The 14,439-nt window shown below is 31.8% G+C and carries 16 protein-coding genes and 1 pseudogene; 7 read left to right on the forward strand and 10 right to left on the reverse strand.

Annotated features, from left to right (window positions below):
• Window positions 1–281: 281 nt before the first annotated feature.
• On the forward strand, window positions 282–485 hold the full coding sequence (gene cspD / locus CO726_RS28045) for a cold-shock protein CspD (protein ID WP_000176365.1): 204 nt from the start codon (window positions 282–284) through the stop codon (window positions 483–485).
• Between the two features lie 86 nt (window positions 486–571).
• Window positions 572–757, forward strand: a complete 186-nt coding sequence (locus tag CO726_RS28050) for a cold-shock protein (RefSeq protein WP_098761079.1) — start codon at window positions 572–574, stop codon at window positions 755–757.
• Between the two features lie 19 nt (window positions 758–776).
• On the opposite strand, the gene CO726_RS28055 is transcribed toward CO726_RS28050, so the two are convergent.
• The gene (locus CO726_RS28055) at window positions 777–1,337 is read right to left on the reverse strand and encodes a GNAT family N-acetyltransferase (RefSeq protein ID WP_099686450.1); all 561 of its coding nucleotides are present in this window, start codon (window positions 1,335–1,337) and stop codon (window positions 777–779) included.
• A 232-nt stretch (window positions 1,338–1,569) separates the two neighbouring features.
• Between CO726_RS28055 and CO726_RS28060 the strand changes: the two genes are divergently transcribed.
• Together CO726_RS28060 and CO726_RS28065 are read left to right on the forward strand one after the other, a co-directional pair.
• The gene (locus tag CO726_RS28060; protein WP_099686451.1) at window positions 1,570–2,910 is read left to right on the forward strand and encodes a hypothetical protein; all 1,341 of its coding nucleotides are present in this window, start codon (window positions 1,570–1,572) and stop codon (window positions 2,908–2,910) included.
• A 108-nt stretch (window positions 2,911–3,018) separates the two neighbouring features.
• Complete coding sequence (locus CO726_RS28065) at window positions 3,019–3,567, forward strand: hypothetical protein (RefSeq protein ID WP_099686452.1); 549 nt, start codon at window positions 3,019–3,021, stop codon at window positions 3,565–3,567.
• Window positions 3,568–3,623: 56 nt separating this feature from the next.
• On the opposite strand, the gene CO726_RS28070 is transcribed toward CO726_RS28065, so the two are convergent.
• From CO726_RS28070 to CO726_RS28085, 4 genes are all read right to left on the reverse strand, one after another.
• Entirely contained in the window at window positions 3,624–5,024 is a 1,401-nt protein-coding gene (locus CO726_RS28070) for a protoporphyrinogen oxidase (RefSeq protein ID WP_099686453.1), read from the reverse strand.
• A gap of 60 nt (window positions 5,025–5,084) precedes the next feature.
• The gene (locus tag CO726_RS28075) at window positions 5,085–5,813 is read right to left on the reverse strand and encodes an alpha/beta fold hydrolase (protein ID WP_099686454.1); all 729 of its coding nucleotides are present in this window, start codon (window positions 5,811–5,813) and stop codon (window positions 5,085–5,087) included.
• 114 nt (window positions 5,814–5,927) lie between these two features.
• Window positions 5,928–6,077 (reverse strand): aspartyl-phosphate phosphatase Spo0E family protein, encoded by a 150-nt coding sequence (locus tag CO726_RS28080; RefSeq protein WP_000424361.1) that lies wholly within the window; start codon window positions 6,075–6,077, stop codon window positions 5,928–5,930.
• A gap of 152 nt (window positions 6,078–6,229) precedes the next feature.
• A complete protein-coding gene (locus tag CO726_RS28085; protein WP_098761085.1) occupies window positions 6,230–6,790 on the reverse strand; it encodes a helix-turn-helix domain-containing protein in 561 nt (186 codons plus the stop codon).
• A 171-nt stretch (window positions 6,791–6,961) separates the two neighbouring features.
• Here CO726_RS28085 and CO726_RS28090 point away from each other — a divergent pair, with 171 nt between their 5' ends.
• On the forward strand, window positions 6,962–7,849 hold the full coding sequence (locus CO726_RS28090) for a DMT family transporter (protein WP_099686455.1): 888 nt from the start codon (window positions 6,962–6,964) through the stop codon (window positions 7,847–7,849).
• 21 nt (window positions 7,850–7,870) lie between these two features.
• Here CO726_RS28090 and CO726_RS28095 read toward each other — a convergent pair whose 3' ends face one another.
• From CO726_RS28095 to catA, 4 genes and pseudogenes are all read right to left on the reverse strand, one after another.
• On the reverse strand, window positions 7,871–8,383 hold the full coding sequence (locus CO726_RS28095) for a GNAT family N-acetyltransferase (RefSeq protein ID WP_099686456.1): 513 nt from the start codon (window positions 8,381–8,383) through the stop codon (window positions 7,871–7,873).
• Between the two features lie 145 nt (window positions 8,384–8,528).
• Window positions 8,529–9,454 (reverse strand): annotated as a pseudogene (locus CO726_RS28100) (GNAT family N-acetyltransferase).
• Between the two features lie 55 nt (window positions 9,455–9,509).
• Window positions 9,510–10,034 (reverse strand): GNAT family N-acetyltransferase, encoded by a 525-nt coding sequence (locus CO726_RS28105; RefSeq protein WP_099686457.1) that lies wholly within the window; start codon window positions 10,032–10,034, stop codon window positions 9,510–9,512.
• 199 nt (window positions 10,035–10,233) lie between these two features.
• Window positions 10,234–10,884: a type A chloramphenicol O-acetyltransferase gene (catA, locus tag CO726_RS28110; RefSeq protein WP_099686458.1), complete on the reverse strand. Its 651-nt coding sequence runs from the start codon at window positions 10,882–10,884 to the stop codon at window positions 10,234–10,236.
• Window positions 10,885–11,083: 199 nt separating this feature from the next.
• Between catA and CO726_RS28115 the strand changes: the two genes are divergently transcribed.
• Window positions 11,084–11,254, forward strand: a complete 171-nt coding sequence (locus CO726_RS28115; RefSeq protein ID WP_099686459.1) for a DUF4021 domain-containing protein — start codon at window positions 11,084–11,086, stop codon at window positions 11,252–11,254.
• 47 nt (window positions 11,255–11,301) lie between these two features.
• Here CO726_RS28115 and CO726_RS28120 read toward each other — a convergent pair whose 3' ends face one another.
• Complete coding sequence (locus tag CO726_RS28120; protein WP_099686460.1) at window positions 11,302–13,533, reverse strand: MMPL family transporter; 2,232 nt, start codon at window positions 13,531–13,533, stop codon at window positions 11,302–11,304.
• A gap of 116 nt (window positions 13,534–13,649) precedes the next feature.
• On the opposite strand from CO726_RS28120, the gene CO726_RS28125 reads away from it, so the two are divergent.
• On the forward strand, window positions 13,650–14,270 hold the full coding sequence (locus CO726_RS28125) for a TetR/AcrR family transcriptional regulator (protein WP_099686461.1): 621 nt from the start codon (window positions 13,650–13,652) through the stop codon (window positions 14,268–14,270).
• Window positions 14,271–14,439 lie beyond the last annotated feature (169 nt).

Below are 14,439 nucleotides of genomic sequence, written 5' to 3' on the forward strand. Positions count from 1 at the left end.
TCAAATTAGGAATAATATATAAATAAAAGAGATGTCTTTGTGTCTTTTACTATTATCACCTAGATTATCCACTGGTATTACCAGCACTTGCTATTTCCCACCATTTGTTGTAAGATAGTAATTAAGGTCAATTTAATACTATATTTACTTTGCATATTATCAAGTATCAATCAGGAACATTTTGTATGCCTTATTGGTTTTTGATAATATGTGAACTTTTATTTTTCATTCAAATAAGGCCGATCATATTGTAATCTTTTTAAATTTTAGGAGGCATTACCATGACATTAACAGGTAAAGTAAAATGGTTTAACAGCGAAAAAGGTTTCGGTTTCATCGAAGTTGCAGACGGTAACGACGTATTCGTTCACTTCTCAGCTATCACTGGCGACGGCTTCAAATCTCTTGACGAAGGTCAAGAAGTTAGTTTCGAAGTTGAAGACGGTAACCGTGGACCTCAAGCTAAAAACGTTGTAAAGCTATAATTCAAACAATAAAAAGGTTGTTACCAGCTTGGTTAACAACCTTTTTAATATATAACTAAAATTTTTTACATAAAAGGAGTGGTTATATGTATCGCAATCGAAAGAACGATGTAGCAGAAGTACCACCAGAACAAACCCCTGTCTGGGAATGTGAAGCAGAGGATTGTTTAGGATGGATGAGAAAGAACTTTTCATTTGAAGAAGAGCCTAAATGCCCTTTATGTAAAAGTAGCATGAAAAGCGGAGAACGTTTATTACCTAAGATAGGTTAATTTTTACTTAACCCCTCTTTTATAAGAGGGGTTTTTTATTATACTCTACATCCGTTCGAACGATAGAATACAGTAGTGCATCATGTTGCTTATTTCCTTGATGAATATATCCACGTAATAATCCTTCCTTATGAAAGCCTATTTTAGATAACATTTTACAAGAAGTAATATTTTCCGGGTATGTAATAGCTCCAATTCTAAATAAGCCTAACTCTTGAAATCCATAATGAATAATTTCCCCGGCCGCTTCTGACGCATAACCATTCCCCCAATAACGAGGATGTAAGTCATATCCAATTTCAGATCGTTTACTCCATAGTTGTAAATTATTTAATCCAATTGTACCTATTAAAATATTTGTTTCTTTTAATACAATCCCCCATCGTATTGCCTTTTTCTCGAAGTAATTTTTTGAAAAAGATTCAATCATACGTGAAGCTTGTCCAAACTCCGTAAAAGAATTCATACCATAATAACATGTTACCTCATCTAATGAAAAAATTTCATATATTTTTTGACAATAAGATTGTTCTATTTCAACTAAACGCAAACGTTCTGTTTCTAATATAGGAAATGCCATAGGATCACTCCTTTCTTTCTACTCATTCATTATAGCAGAAAAAATATTTATAATTAGGAAAGTCCTCAATGTCCCATTAATCAAATATTTCTAGCGATACTTATTCTTTTATTCTATACGATTATATTGTATACCTTCTTGCTTCTTGCTTTTTGATTACCATTCTAACATCATGCTATAATTGCTATAAATTGAAATTCAAATTACCAAGAACTGTGAAGAGGTTGTTATTATGACAAAATACAATTATTTCCCATACGCCCTCATGAACACTATTATTTTTTTACCCTATTTTCTTTTTATCATTATTGGAAATTCTTACAATACAATTTTAAACGGTTGGTTTCCTCTCATTATTTTCTACACTTTTAAATATACAGGCGCATTTCTTATTCATTCATTTAAAACAAAATTTAACACACGGGATCAATTATTACACTTTCTTGTACTAGCAATTATAGGAACTTCATGTGGTGCGTTAGCAAATTTTTCAAGCATTTTGATTGAGCTCTCTGCTCTTTTTATGGGAATTGCATCGAGTGTTTTATTGCCACTTTACACAACTACCCAATACCATAAAAAATACTTGTTTGGCAGTAAAATGAATATGAAACAATATCTATTTGCACTACTAACAGTTATATTGATCGTGCCACTTATTTTATTTACGGCTAATTCTAATCTTCCGAGTTTAGCTTTTTTAATTTATGGTATCGCTCTATTCAGATGTTACTTATCACTAAAAAAAATGCCGAAATACGAATCTACAGTACAGAACTCATTTTATTTTTCAAAATCGTCTTTTTTAATATTTATCGCCTTTACCATACTACTTTTCCTTATGAAAGCGACTCGTGAAATAAATTTACAACTGTTACTTGTACTATTAATCATCACCATTTTAGTCGCAGTCGCATTACTAACCGCATACATTACTAAAATAAAATTTAACTTCCAGCTCCCAAAATTTATTTACTATTTTGGATTTACGCAAGGAATGATTGTTAACTTTTATTTACTATACGGAACTTTTTTCGCATTGTCCCAGAAAAATAGCAAATTCATGATTTATGGTGTTTACTCACCTTATGGAATTGGAATTATTTTATCCTTATTTTTAGGACCCAAACTATTACAACGCTATAGTTCTTACCATCCGATAACAGTAACGAATGCTGGAGCCTTATTAGGTACTCTATGTATGATTTTTTCATGGTCATTACCATTTGGTGGGTTATTAATTGGTTTCTTCTCGTCTTTACAAACGAGAAAATTAAATCAATATGCATACGACACTACAAACTTTAATAAAGATTCTAGTTTATTGCTCCGTAATCGATGGTCTAAATTAGGAAGTATCATAAATCAAATCTTATTAATCTTTTTCATTTTAGCACTTAGTTTTATTCACCACATACCGTTAAATGCCATATTTGTAACCATTACAGGAAAAGCAATTCAAAACCAATCCCCGATGTCCGATGTTTTATTAACGACCTATATGTTAAATTGTTTTATTATTGGTAGCCTATTAGTTATTGGCTCTTGGAATTTAGAAAAAACAAAGAGCTAATCATCTCTTTGTTTTTTCTATTTCTCCTTCTAAATAAACACCCTACCCCATACATTTATGGTAAAATATAGTTGATGCCTTATTTTATTGTGGAGGTGTAAAGTTTCTATGTATATATTCATCGGCTTATCCCTTTTACTCATATTATTCATTTTTTTATTTGCAAAAAAATTCGCCCCAAACTCATTCATGATGACTAATTTTAAAGGCAATAACTTTAAGACATTTTCAATCAGCATGTTAATCGCTGCCACTCTTTCTCTTTCATATGGAATCTATCACGCAGCAACATATCAACCTAAACATTTAGATATCACATTACAAAATCAAAACTTTACAGTTTTCGGTAATGTTGGAAAGCTTGGATATTTCTCAGAAGAATTACTAAAAAAAGATACAGAAGTTAAACTACATTTCGCCTCTTGGGAACCAATGCAATTAAATAATCCAGAAATAATAGTAAATTATCCTTCAGGTAAACAGGAAACATGGAAACCGAACATAACATTAATTCCTACCAATAAATTAAAAGACAAACATAATATAAAAGAGCTTTATCAACTCTCATCATATTCATTTAAAGAATCTGGGAACATAGCGTTAACAATTACTGAGAATAATACAAATAATAAAAAGGTCTCAATTCAAGTGAAATAAATAAAATGTCCCTCCAACATAATGGAGGGACATTTTATTTATATATGTATGCTATATTAATTTGACGATTCATGTAATGTTGCAATTATTTCATTTGCAGTTTTCTTTCCATTTCCAATACACGCACCAATTCCGACACCGTAATAAGAAGCACCAGCTAAATATACGTTAGGATAAAGATCCGTCATTTTTTCTTGTAATGTTTGAACTGCTTGATTATGTTCTAAATGATATTTCGGCATTAAATCTTTCCAATTTGTAACTTCAACTACTTCTGGTTCACCTTTAATTCCGAGACTCTTTTCAATATCATATAGAGCGACTCGCACTAATTCTTCTTCACTATAATTTTTAATCGTTTCATATACTGGATTGGTACTCTTATAAAACATTCTTACTAATAGCTTTTGTTTTCCCGATGTATGTTTCCACTTCCGGCTTGTCCATGTACAAGCATCACAATGTAAATCGCTGTTTTCTGTTACGATAAATCCTGTGCCGTCCGCTGGTAGTTGTTCATCTAGTATGTCAAATCCTAAGTAAATACTTATAAGAGATGAGTTTTTAAATGTATGAAACTGCTCGTTTAACTCATTAGACTGTAATAAAGTTTGTGCGATATCATGCGGAGCTGCTAAAACAACATAATCAGCTTGGATTGATTCGTGATTTGCAAAGGAGATTCCATAGCGATCACCTTGTTTACTTACAGCTGTCGTTACAGCGCTTTTCTTAACAACTGTCTCAGTCAGCACTTCTTCTAAACGATCAATAATCGTAGATAATCCACCTTTAAATGATACGAACTTTTTGTTTCCTGCTGATTGAAATTGTTTTTTATTCTCTTCAAAACCTTTAATAATACTTCCATACTTATTTTTATACTCCAGTAAATATGGTAATGTAGATGCCATTGTAAGCTCATTTAATTTACCAGAATATACACCTGAGAGTACAGGTGCAATTTGTCTTTCCACTAACTCTTTCCCTAAGAAGCTTTCTAAAAATACAGCAAGTGATGTATCTTTCGTAAACTCTTTATTCTTCGTTATAAAATCTTTTAAAGCAACAATTTTCCCCTTCGTTGAGACTAGCGTACTGCTAAACAACGATTGGGCACTCATCGGTATCCCAAATATAGAGTCAGAAGGAATTGGATGTAACATATTCTCAGAATATATGTAAGAAATACCCGTTTCATTGTATACCATTTCCTCTTCTAAATTTAAATCTTTTACAAGTGGCATAACATGTTCATTACGTGCAACGATAGAATCCGCTCCTGATTCCATAATAAAATCCTTTTCTTCTACACTATGGATTTTACCACCTAAGTACTCTTCTTTTTCTACAAGAATTAAATTCAAATCAATATTATAATCCTTTTTTAATTTCTCTAAATAAAACATAGTAGAAAGCCCTGTAATACCTCCACCGATAACAACAACCGTTTTCATATGTGCTGCGCTCCTAACCGATACAATTAATAATTCCTTTATTATTATACCCAAAAGTCCTTATATTCGACTAGCAAGTTGCGCATTCTGTAAGAAATTAGACAATATATTCGAATATATTTCCGGTTGATCATTGTGAACTAAATGACCAGCAAACGGAATAACCGCAATATGAATATTGTCGTTTAATTGTTTAAATGTTGTAGCAGCTGTAACTTCATCTTCTGAATCTCCCCCAGCAATACAAAGTGTAGGTACTTGAAGATTCGCTACATCACCAGTTTCATCGAAAGGGTACCACTCTTTAACTTGCCACGATTCAAGCAATGCTTTCCAATCACTTTTTTCGTGAATTTGATTCATATAAGTTACAACTTCTTCATTTTCCATCAATTGCTGATGGCACTTCGCTTCATACTCCCGAGACTCTTCCCAATTATCCCTCTTAACCGGAAATATACCTGAAAAAGTTAATGTCCTCACTTTATCTGGATATTTTTTTGTAAATAATAAAGCAACTAATCCTCCTAGTGAAACACCAGCTATATGACATCTATCAATTTGTAAATGCTCTAACGTATCATGTAAATCCTTTACAGAACATAAGAAATAATTCTCCAATGTTCCTCCTGATCTTCCATGCCCTCTTAAATCAGGGCGAATGATTTGATAATTTTGTTCTCGAAAAAATGCTACCTGCTCTTCATATTCTACTAAACCTGTCATACCACCAGAGTGTAAAAGTACAATAGGTTCCCCTTCGCCCGAACTGTACGTATGCAATATCATATATCCCTCTCCTTTAAAACCGAATATTCTATCAATTACTAGTATATAGAATTTACATCTAAATTTCCAAATAAAAAAGAACTATAACATTTTCACATCATGTCATAGTTCTTCCTATTTTAAAAACATAAAGTAATTAATCAATTTGTCTATTTCTTGGCTTAATGCCAATACTTTTTCATGTTGAATTCCATAATCCGATACTAAATATAAAAGTTCTTCTTTCTTTATTTCAATTACCTTTTCCAATTTCACTAGTTCCATGTCGTTTTACTTCTCTCTCTAATACTAAAATGTATGTATTTTAGTATAGCCTATTTACATAATTAGTAAAAGTAAAATAAGTATGTAAAATCTTACAAATATAAAAACAATATACTCTCAATAAAGAAATTTTAGATTTAGCCCCTTTATACTCAGCCTAATGATGGCGTTAATACAAATAAAATATGATTAGATTCATCACCTTTATTTAAAAAACGATGCTTCACGTTTGGTGGGATACGTACAACATCCCCTTCTTCTAAGAAGTACTCTTTTCCTTCTAACTCCACATATACTTCTCCTTTCATGACAACAGCAATTTCTTCTTTATCTTCATGTGAATAGTGCCTTTCCGTTGTATTTGCTTGTTTATTTAGGTCCATCATTAACATTTCAATACGTGCTTTCATAAAATCAGGTGTTAATACATCGTATACTATATGATCGCTATTTTCTCGATATACTTTCTTTCTATCTTTCTTCTTAGAAATGAGTGAATCTGTATCAATCTCATTAATAAACAGTGTAAATAGCGGTACATTTAATGCTTTCGCTATTAATTCCAATACACTTAACGAAGGATTCCCATGTCCCCTTTCAATTTGACTAATTAATGAAGTACTAATCCCTGCATAATCAGCAAATTCCCGAATTGTCATCTTATTTTTCTTACGATAACTTAATACAGTTTGGCCGAGTCTATCATGTATCATTGTAAAAACTTCCTTTCGTCCATCATATTGTATCTTTCGTTGTCTTTGTGCTGACATACTAAACAAAGGCAAATAACCCTTTCCTATCGTCTCAGGGACTTATATACTTACCTTTGTACATTATATCGTATAAAGTTCATTATAATAAACATTGTATCGGAGGAACAAACTGTGAAATCACCTATTCTTTCATATTGCATCTTATTTTTTGGTGTATTCGCCTTATCAACTTCAGCAATTTTTGTAAAATTGGCCGATGCTCCTGCAGCTATCATCGCTTTTTATCGATTATTTTTCGCTGCATTAATTTTGTTACCATTATTACTTTTTAATCAAAACAATCGAAGCGAGCTAAAAACAATAACAAGAAGACAATGGGGATTCGGATTCATTTCTGGTCTATTTTTAGCTGCACATTATGTACTATGGTTTGAATCGTTACAATATACTTCTGTAGCAAGTTCTACAGTTATCGTAACGTTACAACCTTTATTCTCAATGATTGGTGGTTATTTTTTATTCAAGGAAAGGTTTACGAGAGGTGCGGTTATCGGTTGTCTCATCGCCATTTCAGGAAGTATCATCATTGGATGGAAAGATTTCCAAATTAGCGGAGAAGCTTTATACGGGGATATTTTAGCATTTATTGCGGCCGGAATTATTACAGCTTACTTTTTCATTAGTCAACATGTTCGTAAAGATTTATCGCTTATACCGTATTCGGTAATTAGTTATGGAAGTAGCGCCTGTTTTCTTGGTATATTTACTTACATGCAACACGAATCTTTCATCCATTACTCTATACAAACTTGGCTATGCTTTATTGGATTAGCGTTTCTTGCTACGATTTTAGGGCAAACAATTTTTAATTGGTTATTAAAATGGATGAGTGCTACTGTAATCTCCATGAGCATTTTAGGAGAAACGATTGGGACTTGTATACTAGCGTACTTTATATTAAATGAGACTATTTCTTTACAACAAGGACTAGGCATTACAGTTATTTTTATTGGTCTTGCATTATTTTTATTACAGCCAAATTCTAGTAAGAAAGCATGACATTATACTGTCATGCTTTCACTATCCATTATGTACGATTAAACCATCCGGTCTAAAACGACTCATCATAATTTCATTCATAAACTTTCCATGAGCCTTCAAATTCCCTATCTTTACTCCCTCTTCTACAAATCCGAATTTTTCATATAGAGATTTCGCTTTAGAATTCGTTTCTAAAACACCTAGTTCTACTCTCTCTAACATTAACCAATTATCAGCCAAATCAAGCATTTTTGTAAGAAGAGCTTTTCCAATGCCTTTATTATGATATTCACTATCTACCCCGATAAACAAATCACCCGAATGAGATCTACGTCCTGGACTTTGAGCTAACCCAACAAATCCAACAACTTCTCCATCATACTCTGCAACAAATTCAAATTGGTTTGGTGCTAAATTTCGAATTCTATTTTCCATCGCATCTACACGCATGCTAGGTAAGAAAACCATATAAGGTAAAACGTCATCTTGTATGCATATAAGATGAATTGCCCTAGCATCTTGTATTTCTACCGCTCTTACTTTGATCGTCATATTTTCTTCCCTCCATATTCATAATAATTTATTCTAGACTCCTACACAAAACCCCTTCTCTTCTTTATTTCTTTATGTTATTTTCACATAATTATTTCGATATAACATTCAATTTACGAACAGCTTATCTACATTTATATACGGGTTAACTTTTTACTTTATTATATAACTCAAGCAGCTTTTCAATTAGAATACCATTTATTTTCATACCGGTTATATCACAATTTTCTATTTCAATATTTTTCAAATTGCTATTATGTATTACACTACCTCCAAATCACAATTATCGAATAAAATAGGTTCCTTCTCATCTCCAAGACTTGTATTTTTGAATTGCACTCCACCTAATGTTACCAGATTAAATTTACTACCAGAAAGATTTAAATCTGCATATGAGGACTTTCTAAAATTGATATTTCTAAACTTTGATTGACTTACATTACAATTACTCATATTCATATGCATTATATTACTACCAACAAATGCACTATTTTTCAAATTCACTTGATAATATTCTGTATTAACCAAATTACAGTTCTCATATTGCCTCATTTTCATATCTATATTTTTAATTAGATTCTCTTCAGCTGAACCTACATGTATTCTTTTTACATAACAATACTCATTCTCAGATTTAAAAATTATTTCATATCCCATTTTTTTATAAAAATGATGATTATTAATTTGTCTACTAGATGTTTCGAGATCCCAAATCCTTATGTTCGGATATTCCTTTTCTATTAATTTAATAACATATGATCCAATTCCTTTTCCTTGATAAACAGGATCTACAAAAATACGATCAATTCGACCGTATGACTTACCAGAAATCGTAACTATAATTCCCCCGATTATCTTTTCATCCATCATCACTTTGTAACAATCCAATTCTTTAATCGAATATTTCATCATTTCAACTGAAGAATAACCCGGTGGTTGGATGTTATAGTCAATAACATCACCTTGACCACATAGCCATTGTTTTGCTTCTTCATCAAATGTTCTTGCCATTATTTCTGTTAACTTTTCAGCATCTAAAATAGTAGCTTTTTCTATAGATATTATTGTCATTTTTGTTTTCCCCTTTATTGTTACAAGCTAATAACCTTTGCGAACGAAATAATTATCAATTCAATTTTGTTTTTAATGTTTTTCCCATTATTATATATGGAACATCATTTTTACTTGGATGGAATGGCTCCAATATATTTACCCACTCTAATCTTTCATATAACGAACGCGCTTTTTCATTGTTTATTTGTGTTGTCAAAACACTTGTTCCATTTGAAATCCCTTTTAGTAATTCATTATGTAATTTCGTTCCAAGACCTTCATTTTGATATTGTGGATGAACTGCTAACTCTACAAATTCAAAACAATCTTGTAACCACTCTTCTACTTGCTCTAGATTTAACGCTTCTCTCATTAATTGATTATAGTACTGTCCTTCTAATGAGCGATAACCATAAGTAAAACCAACCACTTCATTTTCATCATTTATTGCTACTATACCTTTAAAATCTGCATATTCTATATGTCTTTTCATTCGCTCTATTATTTCATTGAAATTTGTTTTCTCAAATGTTTTACAATACAGTTTTGCCATATTCTCAATTAGGATCTCTTCTTTTTCAATACTTAAGAATTTCACTTTACGACTCCTTATTAAATAATTTAAAATTTCAGATGATTAAAAATAAAAAAACAATACCTCTCTTTACTATTAAACTATAAATAAACCTATATTTTCCACTGTTGCTTAGTATTAATGAATAAAAAAGAGACCATGCAATATAAACACGTTCTCTTCTATTATTCATTTTCAATTGTATATAATTAAAAATTAGTTGTTACTTAAGCCACTCGTTGCAGGTATTACTTAACTCCTGTAAATTTCCTATAAATTGACTCGCATGATATCCATCACAAACCGAATGATGAACTTGTAATGAAACTGGTAGCATAATCTTATTTTCTTCATTAAAATATTTCCCACAAGTTATAATTGGTAATAGAAAATCAGCATCATTATTAATATTAAGATTAAATCCAGTAAAACTAGTCCAAGGTATGCTAGAAATCGGAAAAACATTTGGCGGAATATTTTCTTTCGTGAAAAGACCATGAACACTAGCATAGCATCTCATATCTTCTTCATAATTTTTATAGAAAATGTGGAAATCACTAGAATAATCCGTCCATATACTTGAAAAAGACTTATCATCTTTATGGAAGATTGTATAACTCGGTATCATTTCCTCCCAATAGCCTAAAACTTCTTCATTATTAAAACATGTTCGAAATTCTTTATGTTTATTTATTATTCTCGAAATTATATAAATAAAAGTCGGATAAAATTTAATTCCCTTTTGATGTACTTTCTCTATCAGCAGCGTAATATCCACATTTACTGTCATACTAAACGTACATTTTAATTCTAAATAATGTTCAAAATACTGCTTTCTATTCCAATTTTCTCTATCAATTACATGAAATTTCATTTAGATGCCTCCTAAAATTTTCTTTTTATTTTAGAAGGCTAATTTCCTTGCTTTCACCATAATTGTTCACTCCTAACGGTTTACATTTCACCCTAATTTTTTATTTAATTATATACCATCTGTAAGAATCAATTCACATATTTACAGAAATCCATCCACATACTATAAATAAATCAAATGAAATTTGGAGGATTCATACATGAATAACAAAAAAGAAAATGCCACTAAAAACGCTACACCTATTCCAAATAATAATACTGCAAACCTTACTATCGAAGAACAAGCAATGAACGGCTTATATGGAATGCCAGAAACCGCTATTGAAGATGCTGATCACGCTGCAACTGATGATTTAACTTCAAAAAATTAATTACCTACATTGAAAAAAGCCAAGGGAAATATCCTTGGCTTTCTTAACTATGCATCCACCTTTTGTACTTCTTCACTCTTTCTTGAAAGCCTTCCTGGCCAAAAAGCAAAACGCCCTAGTACAACTGTAATTGCCGGTACAAGTAATGGTCTAACAATAAAAGTATCTAGTAATACACCAATTGCAGTTACAATACCAAATTGAACGAGAACTTGAATTGGAAGCGTACCTAATACCGCAAAAGTTCCTGCTAAAATTAAACCTGCCGATGTAATGACACTACCTGTTTGTATAACACCATTTTTTACTGCATCCAAATGATTTTGTGTCTTTCTGTTTTTCCATATTTCTGAAACCATAAAGATATTATAATCTTCACCTAAAGCAACTAGAAATACGAATGCGTATAACGGTATTGCGCCTTGAATGGCGGGTGCTCCCATACCAAAGTGAAGTAATATCCATCCTGCTCCTAATGCAGAGAAAAATGATAAAACAACAGTTACAATTAAATAAATCATCGCGACAATTGATCGTAAGTAAACAAGTAATAATAAAGCTATAATACTAATCATTACTGGAATAATAACCGCTTCATCACGTTCCGTAATTTGCTTTGTATCATACAATGAAGCTGTTTCTCCGCCAATCCATAATTGATCTTTCGCATTACTAATCCCAGCATCTTTTAATACTTTTTCTACACTATTTTTCAATTTAGGAATTTGATCTAATGCTTCAATTGAGTATGGATTTTCAGCTAAAGAAACCTCATACATTTTAATTTTCTTATTTTCTTTCCCCTCTTTTGGGTCTTTCACTGTTTTTACGAAAGAGAATTTCTCTAGTTCTTGTTTAATAGCTAGCTCTTTTCCTTTCGTATCAACAACAACTTTTACTGGTGCTAGTTCACCAGCTGAAAAATGATCACTAATTAACGTAAACCCTTCGCGTGAAGGCATATCTTTAGGAAACGATTCTAATAGGTCATATGTGTATTGAATACGTGGTACAAATGATGCCAATCCACCTAATACAAATACAGTGAGCATAATTATTGTCCACGGTCTTCGTACTACAACATCTCCAAGCTTTTTACTAAAGGCGCCTTTTGATTTTTTAACTTTTACGACTTTCTTTTTCCTTCTTGCTAATTCCTCATTCATCGAAGTTGTTCTCGGTATAAATGGGAAGAATGCAGCTCTACCAAAAATTAATAATAATGCTGGTAAAATCGTTAAAGCAGCAATTCCCATAATGAATACAGCAACACTAAATGGTACTGCAAATCGATGAAAGGCACCATAATGAGCAAGTAATAATGTTCCTAGTCCAAGTACAACAGTTAACGCACTCATTATTATTGCTCCGCCAGAAGCTTTAATTGCAAGTTGCAGCGCCTTATATTTACTTTCTTCTTCTAACAAGTACTCTCGATATCTCGAAATTAAAAATAAACAATAGTCTGTTCCAGCACCAAATAATAATACAGTCATAATTGATATCGCCTGTGCATCTACTTTAATCCATCCGTGATCAGCTAAAAAACCAAGCGTCGGACTAATAATACCGTATGCAAAGCCAACAACAAGTAAAGGTAAAATCGCTAATATTGGTGAGCGATACAATAAGATTAATAAAACCAATACGAGTAATACAGTAGCAACTAACAATTTCACATCTGCTTGACTAAATAAACTAACTGCATCCGATTGAATACCCACAGGTCCAGATAATCGGACATGTAAACCAGAGTCATTTATTTTTTGTTTGAATGGATCTTCATCCACTTTACTATTTACTATCTTTCTTAAATCTTCAAGATTTCCTTTTAATATATCTGTACCAGCTGATTTATTAAAAAATACTGGTGTGACAAATGATGTACCATCTTTTGATGCACTTTTTGATAATACTTGTTCCGGGATTGTATCAAATGGTGGTAACGTTGATTGTTCCTTTAAAGGACTAGCCTTTAATTCTTTATAAACGTCTTGTATGAGTTTATAATCCTGTGACTGTAATCCACCATCTCTATGCCATACTACTAATAACGGATTTCCTGCATTATTCGGAAACTCTTTTTTCATAAGTGCTTCTGCTTGCTGCGACATAGCTGTTTCGGGTAAGTTTTTCGGATTCGGTTCTTTCGTACTATTTACTTGTGGTAACATAAATGAAAGTAATAATGTAATAAGAATCCATACCGATAAAGTTATCCATTGTGTATTCTTCCCTGCTACAAGCCTCCCTAACATATGTAACGGATGCTTTTTCATAAAAACCCACCTTCCTTTTTTCCTACCTCATTAATTATATATACTGGTCGGTTAATTAATCAAGAATGAATAAAAATTTGTGTTATAATTATCTCAACAATACATGTCAGGAGCGAATGGATTTGGAACAAAAACAACGTCCTCTCGGAAGGCCTCGCCAAAATAAAAATACAAAATCTACAAAAGAAACCATTTTGAAAGTTGCAACTCGGCTATTTCTTACTCAAAATTATCAAGTCGTTTCCATGGATGAAGTCGCAAAAGTTTGTGGTGTTACGAAAGCAACCGTCTACTATTACTATTCAACAAAAGCAGATTTATTTACCGCTACTATGATTCAAATGATGGTACGTATACGAGAGAATATGTCTCAAATCCTTTCTACAAATAAGACTTTAAAAGAAAGGTTATTGGACTTCGCTAAAGTCTACTTACACGCAACAATGGATATCGATATGAAAAATTTTATGAAAGATGCAAAACTGTCGTTATCTGAAGAACAATTGAAACAATTAAAAAACGCTGAAGATAGCATGTATGAAGTATTAGAAAAGGCACTCGATAATGCAATGAAAATTGGAGAAATCCCGAAAGGAAACGCTAAATTTACGGCTCATGCATTCGTATCTTTATTATCAATTGGGAACTTTAAAGATGAAAATCACAATCCTATTCTTGCAAATATAGATGAATTAGCACAAGAAATCATTTCTTTTTATTGGAAGGGATTAGGCTAATAATATTAAATAGATTCCCTTTAATAAAAGAGCATGCTTGAATGAACTGCACCCCAATTGTTAGACACAGTCTAACAATTGGAGGTGCAGTTTTTCTATGGCTAAATTTACAGCTGATGAAAAAATACAAATCGTTCTACGTTATTTGAACGGAAATGAAAGTTATCGA

It is taken from the genome of Bacillus fungorum, assembly GCF_002746455.1.
GTDB classification, from domain to species: domain Bacteria; phylum Bacillota; class Bacilli; order Bacillales; family Bacillaceae_G; genus Bacillus_A; species Bacillus_A fungorum.